General features: G+C 67.3%; 22 protein-coding genes. 3 read left to right on the plus strand and 19 right to left on the minus strand.

The features are described 5' to 3' along the window. Nucleotides 1-101: 101 nt before the first annotated feature. From MSM1_RS04145 to MSM1_RS22870, 5 genes are read right to left on the minus strand one after another with little or no spacing between them, the layout of a single operon-like run. Complete coding sequence (locus MSM1_RS04145; protein ID WP_213440307.1) at nt 102-734, minus strand: CPBP family intramembrane glutamic endopeptidase; 633 nt, start codon at nt 732-734, stop codon at nt 102-104. Continuing rightward, nucleotides 734-2,500 carry an alpha/beta hydrolase gene (locus MSM1_RS04150; RefSeq protein ID WP_213440308.1) on the minus strand — a complete coding sequence of 589 codons (1,767 nt, stop codon included), beginning with the start codon at nt 2,498-2,500 and terminating at the stop codon, nt 734-736. The genes MSM1_RS04145 and MSM1_RS04150 overlap by 1 nt, the downstream gene beginning before the upstream one ends. A gap of 2 nt (nt 2,501-2,502) precedes the next feature. Beyond that, entirely contained in the window at nt 2,503-4,830 is a 2,328-nt protein-coding gene (gene purL / locus MSM1_RS04155; RefSeq protein WP_213440309.1) for a phosphoribosylformylglycinamidine synthase subunit PurL, read from the minus strand. Nucleotides 4,831-4,876: 46 nt separating this feature from the next. After that, nucleotides 4,877-6,133 (minus strand): M18 family aminopeptidase, encoded by a 1,257-nt coding sequence (locus tag MSM1_RS04160; protein ID WP_213440310.1) that lies wholly within the window; start codon nt 6,131-6,133, stop codon nt 4,877-4,879. A 10-nt stretch (nt 6,134-6,143) separates the two neighbouring features. Next, nucleotides 6,144-6,476 (minus strand): recombinase family protein, encoded by a 333-nt coding sequence (locus MSM1_RS22870; protein WP_374101654.1) that lies wholly within the window; start codon nt 6,474-6,476, stop codon nt 6,144-6,146. Between the two features lie 203 nt (nt 6,477-6,679). Here MSM1_RS22870 and MSM1_RS04175 point away from each other — a divergent pair, with 203 nt between their 5' ends. Next, nucleotides 6,680-7,135, plus strand: a complete 456-nt coding sequence (locus MSM1_RS04175; protein WP_213440312.1) for a cupin domain-containing protein — start codon at nt 6,680-6,682, stop codon at nt 7,133-7,135. Between the two features lie 38 nt (nt 7,136-7,173). On the opposite strand, the gene MSM1_RS04180 is transcribed toward MSM1_RS04175, so the two are convergent. The 14 genes from MSM1_RS04180 to MSM1_RS04245 all read right to left on the minus strand — a co-directional run bounded on the left by MSM1_RS04180 (nt 7,174) and on the right by MSM1_RS04245 (nt 20,055). Beyond that, complete coding sequence (locus MSM1_RS04180; protein WP_213440314.1) at nt 7,174-8,016, minus strand: hypothetical protein; 843 nt, start codon at nt 8,014-8,016, stop codon at nt 7,174-7,176. Beyond that, nucleotides 8,013-8,729, minus strand: coding sequence for a DUF6390 family protein (locus MSM1_RS04185; RefSeq protein ID WP_213441390.1), 717 nt, complete (start codon nt 8,727-8,729; stop codon nt 8,013-8,015). Before MSM1_RS04185 ends, MSM1_RS04180 begins: the two co-directional genes overlap by 4 nt. 47 nt (nt 8,730-8,776) lie before the next feature. Beyond that, complete coding sequence (hypD, locus tag MSM1_RS04190) at nt 8,777-9,916, minus strand: hydrogenase formation protein HypD (RefSeq protein ID WP_213440316.1); 1,140 nt, start codon at nt 9,914-9,916, stop codon at nt 8,777-8,779. Nucleotides 9,917-9,932: 16 nt separating this feature from the next. Next, nucleotides 9,933-10,205, minus strand: coding sequence for a HypC/HybG/HupF family hydrogenase formation chaperone (locus MSM1_RS04195; RefSeq protein WP_213441224.1), 273 nt, complete (start codon nt 10,203-10,205; stop codon nt 9,933-9,935). 15 nt (nt 10,206-10,220) lie between these two features. Then, nucleotides 10,221-11,333 carry a hydrogenase expression/formation protein HypE gene (gene hypE, locus MSM1_RS04200; RefSeq protein WP_213441392.1) on the minus strand — a complete coding sequence of 371 codons (1,113 nt, stop codon included), beginning with the start codon at nt 11,331-11,333 and terminating at the stop codon, nt 10,221-10,223. A 485-nt stretch (nt 11,334-11,818) separates the two neighbouring features. After that, nucleotides 11,819-12,067 (minus strand): HypC/HybG/HupF family hydrogenase formation chaperone, encoded by a 249-nt coding sequence (locus MSM1_RS04205; RefSeq protein ID WP_213440318.1) that lies wholly within the window; start codon nt 12,065-12,067, stop codon nt 11,819-11,821. A gap of 122 nt (nt 12,068-12,189) precedes the next feature. Further along, entirely contained in the window at nt 12,190-13,416 is a 1,227-nt protein-coding gene (locus MSM1_RS04210; RefSeq protein WP_307857275.1) for an NHL repeat-containing protein, read from the minus strand. Next, nucleotides 13,413-14,327: a NifU family protein gene (locus MSM1_RS04215; protein ID WP_213440320.1), complete on the minus strand. Its 915-nt coding sequence runs from the start codon at nt 14,325-14,327 to the stop codon at nt 13,413-13,415. The genes MSM1_RS04210 and MSM1_RS04215 overlap by 4 nt, the downstream gene beginning before the upstream one ends. Then, complete coding sequence (locus MSM1_RS04220; RefSeq protein WP_213440321.1) at nt 14,324-15,601, minus strand: hypothetical protein; 1,278 nt, start codon at nt 15,599-15,601, stop codon at nt 14,324-14,326. Before MSM1_RS04220 ends, MSM1_RS04215 begins: the two co-directional genes overlap by 4 nt. After that, nucleotides 15,594-15,860: a hypothetical protein gene (locus MSM1_RS04225; RefSeq protein ID WP_307857276.1), complete on the minus strand. Its 267-nt coding sequence runs from the start codon at nt 15,858-15,860 to the stop codon at nt 15,594-15,596. The genes MSM1_RS04220 and MSM1_RS04225 overlap by 8 nt, the downstream gene beginning before the upstream one ends. Beyond that, nucleotides 15,857-16,714, minus strand: coding sequence for a hydrogenase maturation protease (locus MSM1_RS04230; protein ID WP_307857277.1), 858 nt, complete (start codon nt 16,712-16,714; stop codon nt 15,857-15,859). Before MSM1_RS04230 ends, MSM1_RS04225 begins: the two co-directional genes overlap by 4 nt. Continuing rightward, entirely contained in the window at nt 16,711-18,336 is a 1,626-nt protein-coding gene (locus tag MSM1_RS04235; protein WP_307857278.1) for a nickel-dependent hydrogenase large subunit, read from the minus strand. Before MSM1_RS04235 ends, MSM1_RS04230 begins: the two co-directional genes overlap by 4 nt. A 53-nt stretch (nt 18,337-18,389) precedes the next feature. After that, the gene (locus tag MSM1_RS04240) at nt 18,390-19,361 is read right to left on the minus strand and encodes a hydrogenase (protein WP_213440323.1); all 972 of its coding nucleotides are present in this window, start codon (nt 19,359-19,361) and stop codon (nt 18,390-18,392) included. 55 nt (nt 19,362-19,416) lie between these two features. Beyond that, nucleotides 19,417-20,055, minus strand: a complete 639-nt coding sequence (locus MSM1_RS04245; protein ID WP_307857279.1) for a DUF1641 domain-containing protein — start codon at nt 20,053-20,055, stop codon at nt 19,417-19,419. Nucleotides 20,056-20,227: 172 nt separating this feature from the next. Here MSM1_RS04245 and MSM1_RS04250 point away from each other — a divergent pair, with 172 nt between their 5' ends. Then, nucleotides 20,228-21,283: an AraC family transcriptional regulator gene (locus MSM1_RS04250; protein ID WP_213440324.1), complete on the plus strand. Its 1,056-nt coding sequence runs from the start codon at nt 20,228-20,230 to the stop codon at nt 21,281-21,283. Between the two features lie 45 nt (nt 21,284-21,328). Then, nucleotides 21,329-21,667, plus strand: a complete 339-nt coding sequence (locus MSM1_RS04255) for a hydrogenase maturation nickel metallochaperone HypA (protein WP_213440325.1) — start codon at nt 21,329-21,331, stop codon at nt 21,665-21,667.

Below are 21,667 nucleotides of genomic sequence, written 5' to 3' on the forward strand. Positions count from 1 at the left end.
ATGACGGGGGACCCGGTGCTGCCCGGTTCGGTGCGGACCGCGTTGGGCAGCAACTCGCTGAGCCGACACGACCGTATCCGGGTTGGCAAACCGCCCAGCCCTCAGGACGCAGCACGCCGCCGGATCGTCAGCACGGCCGCCGCCGCGGTCTCGTTGATCACCAGGTGCGCCAGCATCGGCGCCACCAGGCCGCCGGAACGGTCGGCGAACCAACCGAATAACCAGCCCGCTAGGCCGGTTGCCAGCACGGTGGCCGCCACCGGCTCGCCATGGGCGCGGGCGTCGGCGATGTGGGAGAGCCCAAAGGCCGCGGCCTGCGCGATCCGCCCCGCCTTGGGGCCGAAAGCCGCGGCTGCGGCGGTGGCCAGTGCCCCGCGGAACGCGGCTTCCTCGGCCCACACCGTGCCCAGGGGTATCTGCAGCGCCAGCCACACCGGCGCCGAGGTGGCGGGTTCCCGGGCAGACATCGACAACCGGACCCTGCGCACCGCGGTCGTCGCCGCGACCACGATTCCCGCCGCCACCGCGCCCGCTGACCCTAGCCGTAACCCCGCCCCCAGCCGCGGCGGAGTCAACCCCAGCGGCGCCCCGGTGACCAGCACCAGCAGACCGCCGGTGATTGCCTGGGCCGGCACCCGCCACCGCGTCGGCAACCGGGGACCCGCGAAACTCCAACCGACCAGTGCCGAAGCCAGCCCCAAGGCAACGATGCTGCGAAACACCTTGTCGCGCATCACTGTTCGGTGCCATCAGCACTCTGTGACTGTTTCAGGGCCGCCCGGATGCGCTCGGTGTCGGCGGGAGTCCAGCCATCCGGCGGCACCACCGCGACCCAGCCGTCCAGGATGGTATTGCGGTAGTTGTGGCCGTGCCCGGCGGGCATGCCCATGGCGTTGGTCAGATCCGCGCTGACTTGCCAAAACGTGACAACCGGATACCAGCGCATCGATGCGCTGCGGTCCCGGCCCGGGGGCTCGATAAGCCAGTCCGGGCGGCGGAACAGCAGATCGGAGGACCACCAGACAACCGGGTCGGACGGGTGTTGCAGAAACAGCACCCGGGTCCCCTCCCACGGCGGCGCTGCGGTCCGGGCCACGTCTGCGGGATCGATGGCCTCGGAGAACCGCACGGTTCGCCCGTTGTCGTAGCGCGGTTGCACCTCGGTGGTGCCCGGATCGCGGCGCACAATCAGCGCATGCCACAACGGGCTCGCGTGCGGCGGGCCCACCCATAGCACGGCGTCGAAACCCATCCTCGCGATGTCGGGCAGAAAGCCGAACGCGGCCTGCCCGGCCATCGAGCCCAGGCTCTCCCCGTAGAGCACCAGCTTCGGGCGGTGGTCCGCCGGCAGACGTTCCCAGCGCTGATGGATGGTGTCGATCAGCTGACGGCCAGAGTCCATGGACTTCTGACGGTCGGCCAAAAACGAGATCCAGCTCGGCAGATACGAATACTGCACACCGGCTATCGCGGTGTCGCCGTTGTACATCATTTCCAGCGAACGCGGGGCCACCGCGTCGATCCAGCCGGTGCCGGTGGTCGGGGCGATGACCAGCAGCTTTCGGTCGAAGGCCCGGGTGCGTTCGAGTTCTGCGACCACCAGCTTCATCCGGGAGCGATCGTCGCCGGCGCTTTGCAGCCCCGCGTACACCCGGATGGGCTCTTTGGCGGGCCGGCCATTGAGCCGAGTGAGTTCCGCGGCATGCGGGCCGGTGGCGACGAAATTGCGGCCCTGGAAGCCGAGCGTGTCCCACGGCGCCAATGATGCTGGGCTACCAGACTTTTCGGGAAGCAGCGGCTGGGTGATACCGGCCCGGGTGCTGCTGTTTTGCGTTTGGAAGAACGCGCTTGCCGCCGCGAAGAAACCCCGGACGAGTACACCGTTGATCAACGTGACCAGCAGCGCGACGACGATCGTGGTGCCGATGAACAACGCCACCTCGTCGTTGACGTGCCAGCGCCTGATGAACGTGCGCGCAAGCAGCCTGACGGAGTCGATGAGCGCCCGCGACGCGCTTACCAGCAGCGCGCCGACGGCGACCGCGATCAGCAGGGTACGCAGATACCCCAGCGTCGCCGGGCCCTCGATGCCCATCAGCGCCGACACCTGCCGTTGCCAGGAGGCGGCGGGGATGAGCATCAGCGCGCACCCGGCCGCCGAGAGCCCGACGACGGCCGCCTTCATCCCAAACACCACCCGCGCCGAGGGCGGCCACCAGCCGACGTTGCGCAGCACCACGCGCTGCGCCAGCCATCCGATCACCACGCCCAGGCCGTAACCGAATGCGGCATTGATGCCACCGATCAACCCCTGAAACATCCAGTCCCGGGGCAGCAACGACGGCGTCAGCGACAAGCAGAAGAACAGCGCCCCGAACGCAATTCCGACGAACTTCAGCCGCAGCAGACTCCAAGCCCACACCAGCAGCGGGTGCCGGCCACGGGCCTTGGCCGGCTGGCTGACCACCTCCCCGGCGATGTCGGACACGGGCATGCTCATGATCACCCGAACAGTCGCGGCAGCACCGCCTCCGCGGTGCTGCGCAGCTCCGCCAGGGACACGGTGAACAAGCCCCGGACCTCGACGGCGTCTGACTCCCGGTCGACGACACCGATTGTGGTGGCCGGCAATCCTTTTTCCTCGCACATCGATCGGAACCGGTTCTCCTCGCTGCGCGGCACGGCCACCAGCACCCGGCCGGCCGATTCGGAGAACAGCATGACGAATGGGTCAGCGTCCTCGGGCAGCACGATATGGCAGCCAGTTTTACCGGCGAGCGCCGATTCCACGATGGCCTGGGCGAGCCCGCCCTCGGAGAGGTCATGCGCGGCGGACACCAGCCCCTCGCGCGACGCGGCGGACAGCACATCGGCCAGCAGCCGCTCGCGGGCGAAATCAACGGCGGGCGGCAGGCCTCCAAGATGATCCGCGGTCACCTGCGCCCACACCGAGCCGTCGAATTCGTCGCGGGTGTCGCCCAGCAGGATCAGCGTCTCCCCCGGTTGGCCGCCGAAGGACATCGCCAGACGTCGGCTCACATCCGCGATGACACCCAGGACGCCGACCACCGGGGTGGGCAGGATCGCCGTCGAGCCGGTTTGATTGTAGAAGCTGACGTTGCCCCCGGTCACCGGAATGCCCAGCGCCGCACAGCCATCGGCCAGGCCGCGTACCGCCTGGGCGAACTGCCACATCACCCCCGGATCTTCCGGAGAGCCGAAGTTGAGGCAGTTGGTCACCGCGACCGGGGTGGCGCCGGTGACGGCGACGTTGCGGTAGGCCTCGGCCAGCGCGAGTTGGGCGCCGGTGTACGGATCCAGGGCCGTGTAGCGACCGGACCCGTCGGTGGACACCGCGATACCGCGGCCGGTGGACTCGTCCACGCGTAGCATGCCGCTATCGGCGTGCGCGGCGAGCACGGTGTTGCCGCGGACGTAGCGATCATACTGCTCGGTGATGAACGCGCGGCTACACAGGTGCGGGCTGCCCAGCAGGGCAAGTAAAGTCGCCCGCAGCTCAGCTCCCGTTGCCGGCCTGGGCAGCCTCGTCGAGCGGTCGGCATTCAGGGCGTCCTGCGATGCGGGGCGGATAACCGGGCGCTGATACACCGGGCCCTCATGAGCCACGGTGCGCGGCGGCACGTCCACCACCGTCTGGCCGTGCCAGGTGATTCGCAATCGCTCACCGTCGGTGACCTCGCCGATGACGCTGGCCGGTACCTCCCATTTGCGGCATACCGCCAGAAAGGCGTCCACGTTCTCGGGCGCGACCACCGCGCACATCCGCTCCTGCGACTCGCTGCACAGCACCTCCGCGGGCGTCATGCCGTTGGTCCGCAGCGGGACGCGGTCCAGCTCGATGGTCATCCCGCCGTCCCCTGCTGAGGCAAGTTCTGATGTGGCACAGGCTAATCCGGCACCACCGAGATCTTGGATGCCGATCACCAGACCCGCGGCGTAGAGCTCCAGGCAGCACTCGATCAGCACTTTTTCCATAAACGGGTCGCCGACTTGCACCGACGGCAGCTTTTTGCGGGACCCGGCTGCGGGATCGAGCGCCGATCCCGTCCCGGGTCCGTCCTCGTGGTCGTCGAAGGTGTCCGACGCCAGCACCGACACCCCGCCGATACCGTCCAGGCCGGTGCGCGCCCCGAACAGGATGATCTTGTTTCCGGCGCCGGAGGCGAACGCCAGGCGCAAATCCTCTTTGCGGAGCACCCCGACGCACAACGCGTTGACCAATGGGTTGCCGGCGTAACTGGCATCGAAAACCGTTTCGCCGCCGATGTTGGGCAGGCCCAGCGAGTTGCCATAACCGCCGATGCCGCGCACCACACCGTCGAACACCCGGCGGGTATCCGGAGCGTCGGCGGCGCCAAAGCGAAGCTGATCCATCACGGCGACCGGCCGGGCGCCCATGGCCATGATGTCGCGCACGATGCCGCCCACGCCGGTGGCTGCGCCCTGATAGGGCTCGACATAGGAGGGGTGGTTGTGCGACTCCACCTTAAAGGTGACCGCCCAGCCATCGCCGATGTCCACCACGCCCGCGTTTTGCCCGATGCCGGCCAGCATGCCGGCGCGCATCTCCTCGGTGGTGGTGTCGGCAAAGTAGCGCAGATGCGCTTTCGAGGACTTGTAGGAGCAGTGCTCGCTCCACATCACCGCGTACATGGCCAGCTCGGCGTCGGTGGGCCGGCGACCCAGGAGTTCGTGGATGCGCTGGTATTCGTCGTCTTTGAGGCCCAGCTCGCGAAACGGCTGCGGATGCTCGGGCGTCGCCGCGGCCCGCTCTACGGTATCGACCGCGTGGGTGAGCCCGGACGTCACACAGACAGTCTAGATTCCGCGTCGGCGCAGGCCCGGCGCGCGCGTGTCAGCCGGGCGACAAAAACGCCTGCAGCGCCGCCGCGTAGGCCCCGACGTCGTGGGCGCCCATCAGTTCCCGCGCCGAGTGCATCGCCAGCTGCGGGGCGCCGACATCGACGGTCGGGATGCCAGTCCGCGCCGAGGTGATCGGGCCGATGGTCGTGCCGCAGGGCAGATCGGCGCGGTGTTCGTAACGCTGCAACGGGACGCCGGCCTGGCGGCAGGCCAGCGCGAACGCGGCGGCCGTGCGGCTATCGGTGGCGTAGCGCAGGTTGGGCTGCACCTTGAGCACCGGGCCCGCGTTCACCTCGATGAGGTGACCGGGCTCGTGGCGCTCCGGGTAGTTGGGGTGGGTGGCGTGCGCCATATCGGCCGAGGCCAGCATCGATCCCGGCAGCCGTCGCAAGAAATCCTCCCGAGAGCCCCCGGCGGCCACCACGATCCGTTCCAGCACGCTGATCAGCAGGTTGGACTGCGCGCCGTGGGCAGAGATGGAGCCGACCTCCTCGTGGTCGAAGAGGGCCAGCACCGGCAGGTAGCCGCGCGGCTGGGCCGCCAGCAGCGCCTCCAGCCCCGCATAGCAGCTGGCCTGGTTATCAAGCCGAGGCGCGCTCACCAGGCTGGCGTCGCCGCCGATCACCGCCGACGGGGCCAGGTCGTGGGTCATCAGGTCGGAGCCGAGCACGTCATCGGCGTGGACGCCGGCGCGCTTGGCGACATAGCGAAGAAACGGGCGGTTGTCCTCGCCGACTCCCCACACGGCGTTGACGTGGCGTTGCGGATCCAGGGTGAGGGAGTTGCGGTCCTCGGCCAGGTGGATGGCCAGCTGCGGCACCCGCAGGATCGGGTCGTCTATCCGGACGAGCCGGTGGGCTATCCGGTCGCCGTCGCGCACCGACACCCGTCCGCTGACCCCCAGATCGCGGTCCAGCCAGGAGCTCAGCCAGGCCGCCCCGTAAGGCGCCAGCGCCACCACCTGCCAACCCGCGACCTGGCGGTCGTGATGCTGTTTGAGTCGCAAATTGGGGCTATCGGTGTGAGCGCCGACGATGCGGAAGGGACCGTCCGGGCCATCGGTGTTCCAGGCCACCAGCGAGCCGGCACGCACGGTGAAAAATCGGCCCCGCCGGTCGGGCCAGCGCTCTACCTCATCGAGCTCGGTGTACCCGGCCGCGCGCAGCCGGCCGGCCACGGTGGCGCAGACATGAAACGGCGACGGGGATGCGTCGATGAATTCACACAGGCCCGATGCCGTGGCCGCCATGCACCCATGTTTAGCACCGCGGCGGGCGCGGGAACGCTAGGGTCGTGGTTGTGTCCCCCGCGCGACCGCAACCCATCCTGGTGCCCCTGACTTCCGCTGCCATCTTCCTGGCGGCGGTGATCGACGACGGGGGCGAGGCGCCCGCAGTCACCTTCGGCCAGGTGTCATTCACCCCGCACGCGACTTCCTTGATAACAGCCACCACCGACAATCCCGCCGCATTCGCGAACGCGGTCATCCGCTGCGCCTGACGAGCCAGATCCTCGCGCTGCTTATGGGTGGAAACCCGGGCATACACAGCGGCTTTCCCGACCAGGGCGTGCTGCCGGTCAGGCACCACCACATGCCCCGAGTCATCGAGGCACGCGCCCGCAATCTTGCCCGCCCTCTAGCGGTTCCAGGCAGCACGCTATTTGATCCCGTTCCGGGCCGCATACTCCGACAACGTCACCTAAAAATAGGAGCACCTACCATACAGACACCATGCGAAGCGCCGATTTATAAAGAACTAGTTGTCACACCGTAGCCTGATCTTTAGGAGTGTCCATGGGAACCCAAGACGGATTCCACCTCGACTTCGACGCAGCGCATGCCGCGGGCAATCGTCCCCGTGTGCATCACGTCAAGGCGTCGGAGATCGATTCTGATACGGCGCAAAGCGACGGCATGCGGCGTTTCGCCGCTCTCAGCGGTCGCTCCGTGGGCGCGCGGAAGCTGTGGATGGGCGAGACGCATGTCGCCCCGAACACGGTGTCGGCCAACCATCACCATGGCGACTCGGAGACGGCGATCTACGTGCGAAGCGGTCACCCGGAGTTTGTGTTTCACGACGGCACCGACGAGGTTCGCATCTCGGCCCGGCCCGGGGATTACATCTTCGTCCCGCCGTACCTGCCGCACCGGGAAGAGAACCCCGACCCCACGATGCCCGCGGAGGTGGTGATCGCGCGCAGCACCCAGGAGGCCATTGTGGTCAATGTGCCGGAATTGTATCCACTTTGAGCGCCGATGCCGGCAACGGCCGAGACCGGAAAACGTGCTTAGAGATCTTCTCGCGCCGGCTCGGCCAGGCCCGGGTCGAATTGCGATCGAGCGTTGACCGATGCGGCCGCTGCGGCAACGATCAGCGCCGCGTCCGAAGCGTGGCCTTTTGGGATCCGAATCGCTGCGCTGTCGGGGTCTTCGCGGTGGGCCATCAGCCAGTCGTAGAGCAGCCAGTCCAGGGCAGAGGCCAACACAACGTTGTCAACGTCGGGCGCAGTTGCCGCGGCGATGCAGGATTCGATAGCCTCGCGGTGCTCGCGGCGGGCGGCATCCTTGTTGACGCCGGAACTGTCGAAAAGAATCATCGACAATGTGAGCGGAAAGCGTTGTCCTGACTCGCATTCTAAAACCCATCGGCCGCCCTTCCATGGGTGCGCTGGGTCACTGTAACGCATCCGCGCGAATCCGCTGGCGATTCCGATCTCCGGGTCGTCGAGCTGGCCGTCCAAAGGGGCCGGGCCGAGAAGGCCCAGGGGCTGGCGAGCGCGGATCGAGAACAGTGCTGCCGTGCCGATAATTTGCCCCGCCCGCAGATCGGCGGCTATTTCAGTCGATTCGAGCGCTCGCGCAAAGTCACGACAGAGGTGATCAAGCCTGCGATACAGGATAATTAGTGCTTCACGTTCGTGGTCGTCCGGATGTTTACCACCGCCGAGCAATTCCCCGAACCGTGCGGCGGCGATGATCAATGCGTCATCAAGGGCCTCAAGATGGGTGGCCACCAGCCGATCCGGCTCGTCATCGTCCAGGACCAGCTTCGGCAACGAGGTGGGCTTGTTGTCCGGTGTCACCCAGTAGAAGCCGATCTGGCCGTCACGCTGAACGATTCGGGGTCTCACGGTCGCTGCCTTGCCAGGCGCCGGTTGGTGACCCGGATCTGACGGTGTGTGCTCTGTGCCAGCTTGTCAACCTGCTGGGGCGTAAGGACATCGCATATCCTGCCCCAGTGTATGGCGACATGTTGACGGGGGGCCAGGCGAGGCAGACCGCTGTCGTCGTCGCCGCCGATCCCGATGTCACGGGCGATCGGTGCCGTCAACCCTAGTTCGCTGCCGTTCCAGGATAATCGGCGAGAATGGACCGTAACGGTCGTAGCGTCGACAGACAGCACCTTTCCCCAGGTGATTCGGCAGTTGTCGAGCACGTTGAGTGGGTGCTCGTCGATGCCGCGGCCCAGCAGCCTGGTCCAGGGATAGACCCCGAAGACGTGAAAGCAGTGGTTGGCGGCCGCCTCGCATGCCAGCTCGGGGGTCAGATGCGCCCAGTAGTGGCCGGCCTGGGGGCCGATGATGGCGAGCAACTCGGCGGTAAACGCGCGCCGGTCGAGGCTCGCCCCGACGCCCCCGCCGAGCCAGTAGGACTCGACGAGCCGGTAGTCCAGCGGGTCGGCGATACCGGTCATGCGGGAAAGCACCTGCAGGTAGGGCCAGGCGCCGGAAAACCTCGCCGCCGCGCTTCGCACGTCTTGGACCGACCCGTCGCGCAACGTCGCCCCCAGCGGCGGGCCGCAATAGCCCAGCGCGTTGGGGGCATAGGCGTAGCGGGCGAACATCTCCGCCCCCCGGCTAGCCCACCGGTCCACGGTCGGCGCCGCCACCGTCACGCCCGCCTTGGTGATCCCACCAGCTTGGCGGCGTCGCGGTGCATCCGGCCGAAGTTGTAGTAGGCCGCGCAAGCGCCCTCCGGTGAGACCATGCACGTGCCGATCGGGGTCTCCGGGGTGCATGCGGTTCCGAAAACCTTGCATTCCCAAGGCTTGAGGACACCCTTGAGCACCTCACCGCACTGGCAGGCCTTCGGGTCGGCGACCCGCACACCGGGCATCTGGTAACGCAGCTCGGCGTCAAAGCCGGCGAAGTCGTCACGCAGGCGCAGCGCGCTTTGCGAAATAAACCCCAATCCCCGCCATTCGAAGTGCGGGCGCAGCGCAAACACCGTGCCCATCAGCGCCAGCGCCGCCGGGTTGCCGTTTTCGGGCACCACCCGCTGGTACTGGTTTTCCACCTGGCAGCGGCCCTCGCGGATCTGGCGCAGCAGCATCGCCACCGACGCCAGGATGTCCAGCGGCTCAAAGCCGGACACCACCAGCGGCTTTCCGTAGACCTCGGGCACGAACCGATACGGTCGCACACCGACCACCGTGGAGACATGCCCGGGCCCGATAAACCCCGACAGCCGCAAATCCGGTGAATCCAGGATGGCCTTGATCGGCGGAATGATCGTGACGTGGTTGCAAAACACGCTGAAATTGGTCACACCCAGCTCACGGGCCCGCACCAGCGTCACCGCGGTCGACGGCGCGGTGGTCTCGAAACCGACCGCGAAAAACACCACCTGCTTGCCCGGGTTATCCAGCGCGATCTTCAGCGCGTCCAGCGGCGAGTAGACAAACCGCACATCGGCGCCGCGGGCCTTGGCGTCCAGCAGGTTCCCGGTGGAGCCGGGTACCCGCATCATGTCGCCGAAGCAGGTGAAGACCATGCCGGGTTGCCCGGCCAGCCACATGGCGTCATCGATGCGGCCCATCGGGATCACGCACACCGGGCAACCCGGGCCGTGCACCAGCTCCACGTTCTCGGGCAGCAGATGCTCGATGCCGTGCCGGTAGATGGTGTGGGTGTGCCCGCCGCACACCTCCATGAACTTGAAACGCTCACCCCCATCGCCGGCCAAATGCTCGATGGCCACCAGCAGTTTGCGCGCCGCCGCCGGATCCCGGAACTCGTCAACGAATTTCATATCTGCCCCTTCCCGGCTACACGATCGCCGAGGAGTCAAAGGCCGCCACCTCGGAGCTATAGGCATCCCCGAGCTTTTGGACCGCCGCCAGCGTGAGCAACGCCTCGGTCTCGTCGATCTTGGCCATCGCGAAGCCGACATGCACCAGCACCCAGTCGTCGGGTTGGGGCATGTCGCCTTCCAGCAGCCGCACGCTAATCGTGCGCCGCACACCACTGACATCCACCGTCGCCAAATAGTTTTCCGGATCGCTGATCTGCACGATCCGCCCCGGAATCCCCAAACACATGCGCGTCACGTCCTCTCAACAGATCCGCGGCAGCGGGTCACCAACGAGCATGTCCACGATGCGGGTACCCCCAAACCCGGTGCGCACCACCACGGTGTCCGCGGGCTCTGCGACGATCTGCCCGATCTCGGCCGCATCCGCGCCCAGCGGATGCGAGCGCAACGCCCCCAGCGCGGCTTCGGCCTCCCCCGGCGCCACCACCGCCAGGACCTTGCCCTCGTTGGCGACATACAGCGGGTCGATACCCAGCAGCTCACACGCGCCGGCGACCATCGGGCGCACCGGCAAGCGCTCCTCCTCGAGCACCACCCCCAAGCCGCACGCCCGCGCCAGCTCATTGCACACCGTGCCCACCCCCCCACGGGTGGGGTCACGCAGCCAGCGCGTCGACGGCGCCGCCGCCAGCAGCAACTCCACCAGCGGGCTCACCGAGGCGGTATCAGAGCGGATATCGGCCTCCAAAGCCAAATCCCCGCGGGCCAGCATCACCGCCATCCCGTGATCACCCATCGACCCGGAGAGCAGCACCTTATCACCCGCGCGCACCGACCCCGCGGACAGCCGCCGACCCTCGGGAATAACACCGGCGCCCGTGGTGGTGATAAACACCCCATCGGCCGCGCCCCTAGGAACCACCTTGGTGTCCCCGGTGACGATCTGCACACCGGTTTGCGCGGCCGCCGCCGCCATGTCGGCCACGATGTCTTTCAGCTCCGCGATCGCAAAACCCTCCTCGAGCACAAACGCCGCCGAGATCCACTGCGGCACCGCCCCGGCCACCGCGAGGTCGTTGGCCGTGCCACACACGGCCAACTCGCCGATCGAACCGCCCGGAAACCACCTGGGCTGCACCACAAATGAATCAGTGGAGATCGCCACGCGCTCACCACTCGGCAACCCCAGGACCGCGCTATCACCCAGCGACTCCAGCAGCGGGTTACGAAACGCCTCCACAAACACCGCATCCACCAAAGCCGCCGAAGCCTTGCCACCAGCACCGTGCGCCAAGGTCACATGCTCATCAAGCAGGCGCGGACGGCGCCGGCGAAACGACTCGATCCGCTCGATCACCTGACTCTCATCGAATCCCGGGCCCGACGCCTTGTAGTGGCCGATCGCCTTATCCATCGTCAACACTCGCCCCTGGTTGAGGCGCCGGCAGCGCCGGCAGTGCCGGCGCCGCCTCATGCGATGCGCACCCTGCGAACCCGCCCACACCACGCGCATCGATGCCGGTGCCGGTGCCAAACGAACCGCCGCCAGAGCACGCACTCTCGCCGGCCCTGGTCTGAACCGATGCGGCCGGCCCACCCACAGCCGCCGGTGGCGGGTGCCCATCACCGTCTGGAACCCGCGCCGCGCCCGTGCGCGCGGCCGTTCGGCTCGAGAGGCCGGGGCGCTCGAGGCAGACCGTGCCTAAATCCGGAGCGTTCACTGCGCCGGTAACGCGCCCTTGCCAACAGTCACCGGATGCGCGAGCACTGCAAAGCGCCGCGGGTATCGCGGCCGCGCCGTCGACCACCCCGTCGCACCACCGAAACATCATGGCGCCAAAGCCAGGGGCGCGCAGGCGAAATCAGCGGACGGGCCCTCTTCGATCCGCACGGGCGCCCTCATGCCGTCGGCCGATCACCAAACACACCATACTCACGCATGGTGACCAGTGTTTGCAGCGCCGCGGTCTCGTCGATGCGAGTCAGGGCGAACCCGGCGTGCACGATGGTGTAGTCGCCGACCTGAAGGTCCGGAAGGTACGCCAGACAGGCGGTCCTCACCTCGCCGGGAAACCGGACCTTGGCGAACCGCCCGCCGTCGGCGGCATCCCAGATCTCGGTGATCCTGCCCGGTATGGCTAAACACATCGCGTGATCCCTATCCTTTCGTCGGCTTCGGTGCGTGGCAGAACGCCCACCGCCCGGCGGCCGGTGGCTCCGCGGCGCTGCGGGTCGACCCGGCCGGGGTCCAGCGCTGCCACATCGGGAAGTCAGCCATCGTGGTGCCGCGCAGCGCACTCCCGGGAGGGCCCGCGCCCCCAGATAACCACCCGATTGTTGCCGGAGTCGGCCACCGCCAGCCGATCGCCCCGCAACCACAGCCCATAGGGCCAGCACAATGTGTCGGAGGTGACGCGACTCCAGCGGTTTTCGCCGTTGGCGCCGAAATTCGGCTGCGCCAGCACGAAATCGGCGCCGCGCCCGTCGAGCGGGACGCCGTCCCACAACAGGATCCGGTTGTTGGCGGTGTCCGCCACCGCCAGCCGATCGACGTCACCTTGGGTGTCCAGGCTCAGCGCGTAGGGGAAGCGAAACCGGTTCCCGCACTGCGGGCCGTAGGGCCATTCCCGCGCGGTGGCGAAGTCGGGCTGGCCGATCAGCAGATCGGCATCACGGTCGTGGGCCGGAGGCGGGGACCAGCCCAGCACCCGGTGGTTGCCGGCGTCGGCGACCAGCAGCAGGTCGTTTCGGCCGGCGATGTCGTGCGGCCACCGGAAGCTGGCCGGGCCCACCTGATCGCCGCGGTTTTCCCCGCGGCTGGCCGGGTCGGGCTGACCGAGAACGATGTCCGCCGGCCGTCCCGGCTCCGGAATCCCGCCGTCCCAGCCGAGAACCCGCCGGTTACCGGTGTCGGCGACCCAGAACCGGGAGGCCACGACGGCGATTCCGAAAGGCCAGTACAGCGAGGACGCCGAGCAGGCAGCGCCCGCGTTGGGCTCGACCGTCCCGGTGTCCGGTTGACCAAGAACAAGGTCGGGCGGGGTGGAGCTGGTTTGAGGGATGTCGTTCCAGATCAAGATGCGGTGATGCCACGCGTCGGCGACGAGCAGGCGCCCGTCGTGCACGAGCACTCCGGTGGGCAGGTTCATCCCGTTCTCGGGACCGCGGCCCGCGGCGGCACGGCCCTCCGTGGCGCCATCGGGCTGGCCGAGCACGACGTCGGCGGGCTGCTCGTCTGCTGTCGGCAGCTCATGCCAGATGAGCACCCGGTGGTTGCCCGAGTCGGCAACCACCAGGCGGCGTTCGTCGATGAAAACGCCGCGCGGGGAATACAGCCACGCCATGGATGGTGTGGCGGCCGGCAGCGCCAGCCCGCCGGGGGCGGGGGCGCCCAGCCACACCAGCGGCGACCAGCCGCCGCATAGATCCGCGCCCGCAGCGCCGGCGGTTCCCGACACCGGTTCTGTGGGGGTGATCCGAGCGGTCAGCGACGTCACGCGCCCACCCGTATCCACAATCGGCCGCCGTCGACGCGCAGGGGTAGCTGCTCGAGCTGCGCCTCGGGTGCGCTGAGGCATTCGCCGGACGCGGCGTCGTAGCAGAAGCCATGCCACGGGCAGGTCAGGGTGCCGTTGTCGACGTCGAGCACCGCGTTGTCCAACGGCATCGCCTGGTGGGCACATTCGTTGACGTAGGCGGTCAGCCTGCCGTCGATGTTGACCACGAGAACCGAGATCTGCCTCCCGGACACCGGAGTGGTCAACGACACCGCGGCGAGATCTCCCTCGGGGATCTCTGTCGCCGCGCCCGCGTCGACCCAGCCGTCTTCGGCCGGGTGGCGAGTGGCGAACAGCGCACTCACCGGGACCAGCGTGGGCTCCGGCTCATCCGGCAGCACCTGCACCCTGGTGATCCCCGGGACACCCTCGACCAGTGCGGTTTCCACCATGTTGCGCAGCGTCACCGACGACATCGAGCAGCCGTTGCAGGCGCCCTGCAGCCGCACGTACGCGGTGCCGTCCTCGATGCGCACCAGGGTCACGTCGCCGCCGTGGCCCTGCAGCTGCGGGCGCACCGACTGCAGCACCCGGCCGGCCTGCGTCATCGGGTCGGGCCGCACGATCTCGTGCAACGAAAACAGCAGGCGCACCACGGGGTCGTCCACCAGCTCGAACAACACCGCGCGGGCAGCGTCATCGGCCCGCAGGCGTCGCACGATCGTGACCAGCCCCGCCCGGTGAATGGCTTCGATCGCGGCTTTCAGGTTTTCGGCGACCGCACGTGACGACGGGTCGAGCTGCCGCACCGCGGCGATGGCGTCATCGACCCGTTTGGCCAGCTCCTCGAAGCCGGGTTCCGGCGGGGTTGTCGCTGGGGCCCGCGACATTTCGGCTATCTCTGTTGTCATGATGCCCTCCCGTTGCCGTTCGTTTTGGAAAGCATTGTCTGGCGCGCGATTTCATCGAGCACGCCGCGCACAGCGCGTACCGACTCGTTGTCGCCGAGTTCTTCGAACAAGAACCGGGCTTCGTAGAGTTTGGCTTTGGCGTCGTCGAACACCCCCAGATGCGCCAGCACGTTGCCCTGATTGGCCAGCACTCTGGCGCGGCCGAGCGGATCGGTCGCGCGGTCCCGGGTTGCTAGCACCCCCTCGTATAGTTCGACCGCTTCGACCAGGTTGTCGGCGTGGTGCCGCGAGGGCGTGTACACCAGGGAGTTCGCCAGGTTCAGCTGAACGCTGGCCCATTCCCGCGGATGCTGGTCGCGGGTGTAGACGGTCAGCGCCGATCGCAGCGACTGCGCGGCCACGCCCAGTCGCAGCTGGCTGGACGCCTCGACCATCGGCATGGTCAGATACGCCGCCGCCAGCCCGGCATGCGCCGCCGCCCATACCAGCGGCGCGTCGTCCCGGGTGATCAGCTGCAGCGCCGAATGATAGTGCGGGATCGCCTTTGCCAGCAGCGCCGGATTGGACTGCGCCTGCTCGTGCAGCACGGTGGCCAGGCATAGGTGGATCTCGGCACGGGCGGTGTGCAGGCCGTCGGCGCCGTCGAGTGCCCGCAGCGCGCGGCGCAGCCTTGCCTCGCAGCTGGGGTCGGCGGTGTCGCGGCAGATCGCCGCCGCGGCGCCGAGCAGGACGCCGGCCAGCGGTGCGCAGGCGGGGAGGGCAGCCTCGATCGCCCGATCGAGCAGCCCGATCGCGGTCTCGCTCTCGCCGTCGTCGAGCGCGCGCGTTGCCTGGGCCGCCAACACGGCCGCGGCCAATTCGCCATCTGCGGCGCCGCATTCGGGTGGCAGCTCGCTCCGCCCGAGCATGAACAGCACGATGTCCACCAGGACCGCGAACTCGCCGAGAGCGCCACGCAGGCTGTCGGGATCTTCGCCGGCGGGGTCGAGAACGAAGCGGTTGTACCGCGTCACTGGGTCGTCGGCGCCTGACCTCAGCGCCGCGATCGCGGCCTCTCGCTGCCCGCCGAGGGCGAGCGCGTGGGCGTGCAGGGCCGGCGGCCAGGTTTGGGGGAGCCGGCCGGCCAGCATCTCCCGGCGGACCGCCTCGGTGTCTGCACCGGCGGGGATCAGCAGGTAGCCCAGCGGGAGCGGGAACAAGCCCAGCGGCTGCGGCCGAACCGGCGGGCTCGGCGAGGCCGCGGCCGAAGTGGAGGTGATGTCTGCCTCAGCCATGCAGTGGTCCTCGTAGGTCACGTTCGGCGGCTCGTTTGATCAGCCGGGCCGATAGCTCTGCGCGGGCCCGGGTGTAGTAGTAGGTCTCAATCCGTTTGCGCAGCACGCCGTCGGCGAACACGACGACGATGTCCACGGCCCACCGGCCCCGCTCCTCGACCACCACGGTCTGCACGTCCAGAGCGTCGGGGGCTGGGCTAGCCGCCCGACGCGCCGGGTGATGCCCGCCGGTATGCGGCTCCTCGGTCACGATCATCACGCCTGCTGCTCTAACGGGATGCGCAGTGCGCCCTGAGCGGCATCCCAGTAGGCGTGGCGCACGCCGGTGGGGATGTTGTCGCCGAGCACTTCCCGCACCAGCACGGCCCGGTCACCCGCCGCGTTGCGTTGTTTGAGCAGCAGCCCACCGCTGCTCGGCCCGCGCAGCGGCAGCAACCACAGTTGTCCGTCACGAAGAGCGCCGGCGGCGACGTGGGCGGGAAAGTGTGCCGCCGACAGCGCCGCGCCCAGCCGGAGATAGCCGTCGGCGGTGAATTCGACCGTCAGCTCGCTCGGCGACGTCGGCTTCGGTGGTCGCAGCGGAGTGACGTAGACGGCCTCGATCATGTTCATCACCTTCTCCATGGCGGCGGCTACCGGCGCCGAGAGCTCGGCGCCGAAAGCGACATCACCGGCTTCGATGAGAAACACGGTGACATCGGTTGGGCATTCACCGGCCAACGCCCAGCGGGCGAACGCGATCGCGTGGTCCCACCGAAACGCATGGGTGTGCAGACCCTGCAGCGGCGGGAGTTCTGCCAGCTCGTCGCCGGGTAGTCGATAGATCGTGCCCGGCGCCGCGCCGGTGACCGACGCGTCGATGATGACGACCCGCTGCGCGCCACGCATCTGGAACGCGACGTCCATGCCGGCAGTGCCCCCGTCGACCAGCCGGACGCCGTCGGGCATGCCACGCTCCCACAGGTGGCGCACCGTGACCGGCCCCACCCCGTCGTCCCCGCGTAACAGGTTGCCGCAGCCGATGATCAAAACCCCGCAGCCCGGCGGCCGGACTGGTGTGTCTGACGCGGCGGGCCGGGCGGCCTCGTCCGAGGAACTCGACGTGATAATCACACCATTCCGTTGATCACGAACTGCGACAGCTCACGCCCGGTCTTGCCGTCGTAGGCGTGCACCGTGCACACCAGGCAAGAGTCGAAGCTGCGCGCCACGTGCCCCAGCTCCACCGGGTCTTCCGGGTCGATGATCGGGGATCCCACCATTGCCCGTTCGATCGGCCCCAGCGCCTCGGTGCCATCGCGGGGACCGATGTTCCACGCGGTCGGCGTGACCACTTGGTAATTCTTGATCTTGCTGTCCTCGATGACGATCCAGTCCGACAGCGCCCCGCGGGCCGCCTCGGTCGAGCCGAATCCCATGCCCTCGGCGTGCTCGGTGGGCTTGGTGTAGAAGCTTTCTTTGAGCTCGAGCCGGCCAAGCCACTCCCGCACCCAGCTGTAGTACTTGGGCGCCTCATGCATGCGCGCCAATTGACGCACGAACACGCTCGGGCCGATCTTGTTGTAGATGTCGACGAACAGCGGGTCGTCGTCTTGGTGCGGGGCGGCATTGGGCCCGCCGGCGGCGATCCGCCGGGCCAGTGGGCCGGCCTCCAGCGGAATGTGGCCCAGCTTTGGCACGTTATAGCGGGGCGCCTTGGCCCAGCTGTACTTGCCTTGCTTGCGGCCCTCTTCGGGATCCACCGGGATGGTCTCACCCTCGAACGGGTGCAGCGCGCCGGTGCCCTCGTAGAACGAGTGGGTGACGTCCTCACGCACCCGGGCCTGGTCGAACTCGTGCCACTTGCCGCCGGCAAAGACCCCAGAGCGGCCGATCAGGGCGGCGTTGCGGCCCTCGATGGTGGGGTTCTCATACAGCGACGGCTCGAAGTAGGTGCCGGTCGCCAGGTAGTTGCCGACGCCCTGGCCGTATTTGTCCAGCCCGACGTCAAGACAGTAGCGGATGAAAAACCCGCAGTCGCTGTTGTGCTGGGATTCGTTCTCGTCGACCCAGGCCAGCACGTCGTCCCAGGTCTTGTTGGCCAGCCAGCGGTCTACCGAGCAGCCCAGCCACTGTTTTTCCAGCCACTCGTCTTTCCAGTGTTCGAGAATGGAGATCGACCGGGTCACATCGGCCAGGGTGGGGGCGCACATCACCCCACCGGGCACCATGAAACTGGAGTGCGGCCACTGCCCACCGAAGATCGCATACACCTCAACGGGTTTCGCTGACAGCACCACGCCCGGCTGGTAACTGGTGCCCACGTAGGGCGCGAATCTGCGCACCGATTCGGCGTAGAGCTTGGACTTCGCGTAGTTCTTGTTGGTGAGGTCGATCGCGAAAAGCGCGTAGAAATAGCGGGGAATCGACTGCAACGTCTCAGCTGCCTGGCAGATGTTACGCACCAGCGTGGCATTGGGCGGGACGTGGGTGCGCCACGCGGTGTCTAGAGCATAGGCCGACTTGTAGAGGTGGCTGCCGCCGCAGATGCCGCAGATCCGCGGTGTGACCACCAGGCCCGCCTGGGGATCTTTTCCACGCAGGATGATCTCGAAACCGCGGAACATCGCGGCCTGGGTCCACGCCGAGGTGACGACGCCGTCCTCGATGGTCACCCGCACGTCGAGGTCGCCCTCGACGCGGCCGAGCGGGCTGACGAACAGGTCTAATTTGGTGCTCGAGTCCAATGCGGTCACTGGTAAGTCCTTTCGCAGGCGGTGCGGGAAGTAGGGGCTGGGCTAGACGTGGGCTAGACGACGAACATGTCTTCTTTGGACCACTGCGGCGCTGCGATCCGCGCGGCGGCGGCGTGCGCCATATAGGTGAGGTGGTCGCTTCCTTCGGGGACTTCCTTGGGGATCATGCCACTGACCTTCTGCGTCTTGAACACCGTGCCGGGGGCCAGGTCGAAGTGCGGGAATTCCGGTTCGGTGCACCCGATGCACGGCATGCCCGCGCGGGTTTTGGAAGACTGGCGATTCCACAAGATCCGGTTGCACGGCGAGTGGGTCATCGGGCCGCGGCAACCAAACTCGTAGAACAGGCAGCCCGTGCGGGTGCCCTCGCCGAACGACAACGTGGACTGCTTGTATTCGAAGAACTGCACACGAGTGCACCCGGTTTGGGTGAAGGTCTTGAAAAATGTCTCCGGCCGGTGCAATTCGTCGAGCGTGATATCGCCGGCCCGGCCGGTGGCCAGCGCGACGATGATCTGGGTGATCCAGTCGGGGTGCGCGGGACAGCCCGGGATGTTGATCACCGGCAGGCCCATTTTCGAGCGGAAATCCGGCCCGAGGAACCCACCCTTTTTGCGCTTGTGGAACTGCAGTCCGGTCGATGCCGACGGGTTGGGTTCGGTTGCCGGGATCCCGCCCCAGCACGCGCAGTCACCGATCGCCACGACGATCTGAGCCGCGGCGCACAGGTCGCTGACCCAGTCTTTCATCGGGCGGTCGGCGAACATGTCCATCCGACCGGTGCCGTTGGGCGCCTCGATCACGGTGCCCTCGAATACGAAGATGTCCAGGGGGCGCTCGCCTCGCGCGCAGTCCCAGAAGATTTTTTGAGCGTTATCACCGAGTTCCAGGCCCAAAGACGGATGCCAAAGCACGTCCAGCCCGAAGTCGACGATCAGATCGACGACGTTGGGTTCGTCGGCGTTCAGAAACGACATCGTGTTGCCACTGCACGCGCCGCCTTGAAGCCAGAGCACGGACGCCATGAAAACTCCTCTCAAGAGTTGTGATTGCGCAAATCCGGTTATCTCGTGTGATCAGTTATTCCGCGGAGTGCTTGGGAGCACGCCTCTTCGGCGCCTCCGGCGCCAGCTTCTGGCCGAACGCTCGGGCGATGTGAATCATGAAGCCGAGACCACGCGACACGTCGGGGTCTTTCATCGCGCGCATGAGCGCAAAGACCCCCTTGGGTCCACGGGGGTCCGCGGCGATGGCCTCCCGGCCCTCCGATAGGGCCTCGCCGACCTGGGCGAGCACCTCTGCGGTTTGGGGATCGGCCAGTGGGGAGCGCAGCACCCGTTCCACCGCCGGGGTGCAGGCGATGAACGCCGATGACAGGCGCGTCACGCTGTCGCTGATCGCCGCGATGTCCACGCTGGGCCATGCCCGCTGCCCATTGGCCGATGCGGTCGCCTCTCGCAACTCGGCGACACCGCACACCACCGAGTCGCTGATCACCTCGGCGCGCCTCAGCAGGCCGTCGAGGCTGGCGATGATGGTCGCCAGCAAATCGGCATGGTCAAGGATCGCCGACAGCGACGATGCGATGCGCGGGTCGTCGAGCCGCTGGATCAGGTCGTCGCCCGGCGACGGCGCTACCACGCCGTCGATGTCATACGGCCCGATAAGCGAAGTGTCCGCGATCACCCGATCCTCCTGCGCCTGTGTGTCAGTGGTCACACACGTTAACGGCGGGTGAGTGTTCGGCCTAGCGCTTTCGCGCAATCGCTGTCAGAATTGCGCAGACTTATGCGCGCGGATGCGCGTGAAACAGCGAGGACTATTGAATGATCGCCGCGAAATATTCAACGAAATCTCAACTGGGCATGATGGCTTGTCGTTGGTGGCGCGGATGTCCCGGTTGACAAGGCTGGGGTTCATCGACACGCGGCGCACCGGCAACCCGGTGCGCCGAAAGATTCGCTCCCGCGGGGTTCCGCCCGCCTTGGCCGACTGCGAGATCTTCTACACCGAAAACGTCCGCGAGGCGGCTTCGCTGATCGGCAAGGTGCTGGCGCCGGTGCGCATCACCCTGAAGGACAATCAGCCTGAGTTCGCGGCCGCCATGCACGGTGTTCGATTGCGTAACGTCAGCATGCTGTATCTGGACTTGCGCATTCGCGCCACGTTCGAGGTCCCCGCCCTCGGGCACTACTTCGGCGTGCACATGCCCACGAACGGGTACTCCCGATGCCGCCACAATGGCCACGAGTTCGTGGCGAACACCGTCCGCGCGTTGGTGACCAGCCCGAAAGCCCCGCTTTCCATGGATTTCGAGGAAGATTCCCCGCAGCTGCTGATCCGCATCGAGGAGCAGGCCCTGGTCGAGTATCTGACCCGGCTGCGCGGTCGGCGGCTAGCGCGGCCGCTGGTCTTTCATCCCGAGTTCGACCTGACGACCGATGTGGCGGTCCGCTGGCACGCGGCCGTGCAACTGCTGCACACGGAGGTGTATCAGACCGGATCGCTGGTGCAGTCCGGTCACGGCATCAGCGGCATCGAGGAGCTGCTGATGAACAGCCTGCTGCATGTGCAGCCGTCCAACTACCATGACGAACTTGTTCGCCCGGCCAAAAAACCCGGCCGCCGCGTGGTCCAGGCCGCAATCGACTACATCGAGAATCACCTGGCGGAGCCCATCACGATGGAATCGATCGCGCGCAACGTCCACATGAGCATCCGATCGATCCAGCAGGGCTTTCGCGACGAGTTAGGCCTCTCCCCGATGACGTATCTGCGCGACCGGCGGCTCGAGCGGGTTCACGAGGAGCTTGCCGACGCGATGCCCGGCGACGGTGTGACGGTCACCGAAGTAGCCACCCGGTGGGGATTCAATCACCTTGGCAGCTTCGCCGCGGAGTACCGGAAGCGGTGGGGAGTAGCTCCCTCGGAAACCCTGCGCCGGTGACGCGGCCAGGAGGTATCGTCGTCGACTGAATCCAGGAGGCTGACGATGCACGAGCTTTCGATCTGCAACTCGATGCTGGCCATTGTGCGACACCACGCCGTCGGCCGCCAGGTCCGGACCGTGCACGTGCGGATCGGCCAGCTGCGACAAATTGTCCCCGACACCTTGGCCTATTGCTGGTCACTGGTCACCGAGGGCTCTGAACTGGCCGGGACCGAGTTGCGGATCGAGCGGGTGTCAGCCAAAATCCGCTGCGGCGATTGCGGTCGCGAGCAGGTTCTCTCCGCGCCGTTGCTGCACTGCGCTACCTCCACGGAGCACGCGGTCGAATTGCTCGCAGGTGACGAATTTTTGATTACTTCCCTCGAACTGGCAGGGGTGTGA

It is taken from the genome of Mycobacterium sp. SM1, from assembly GCF_018361265.1.
GTDB lineage: Bacteria > Actinomycetota > Actinomycetes > Mycobacteriales > Mycobacteriaceae > Mycobacterium.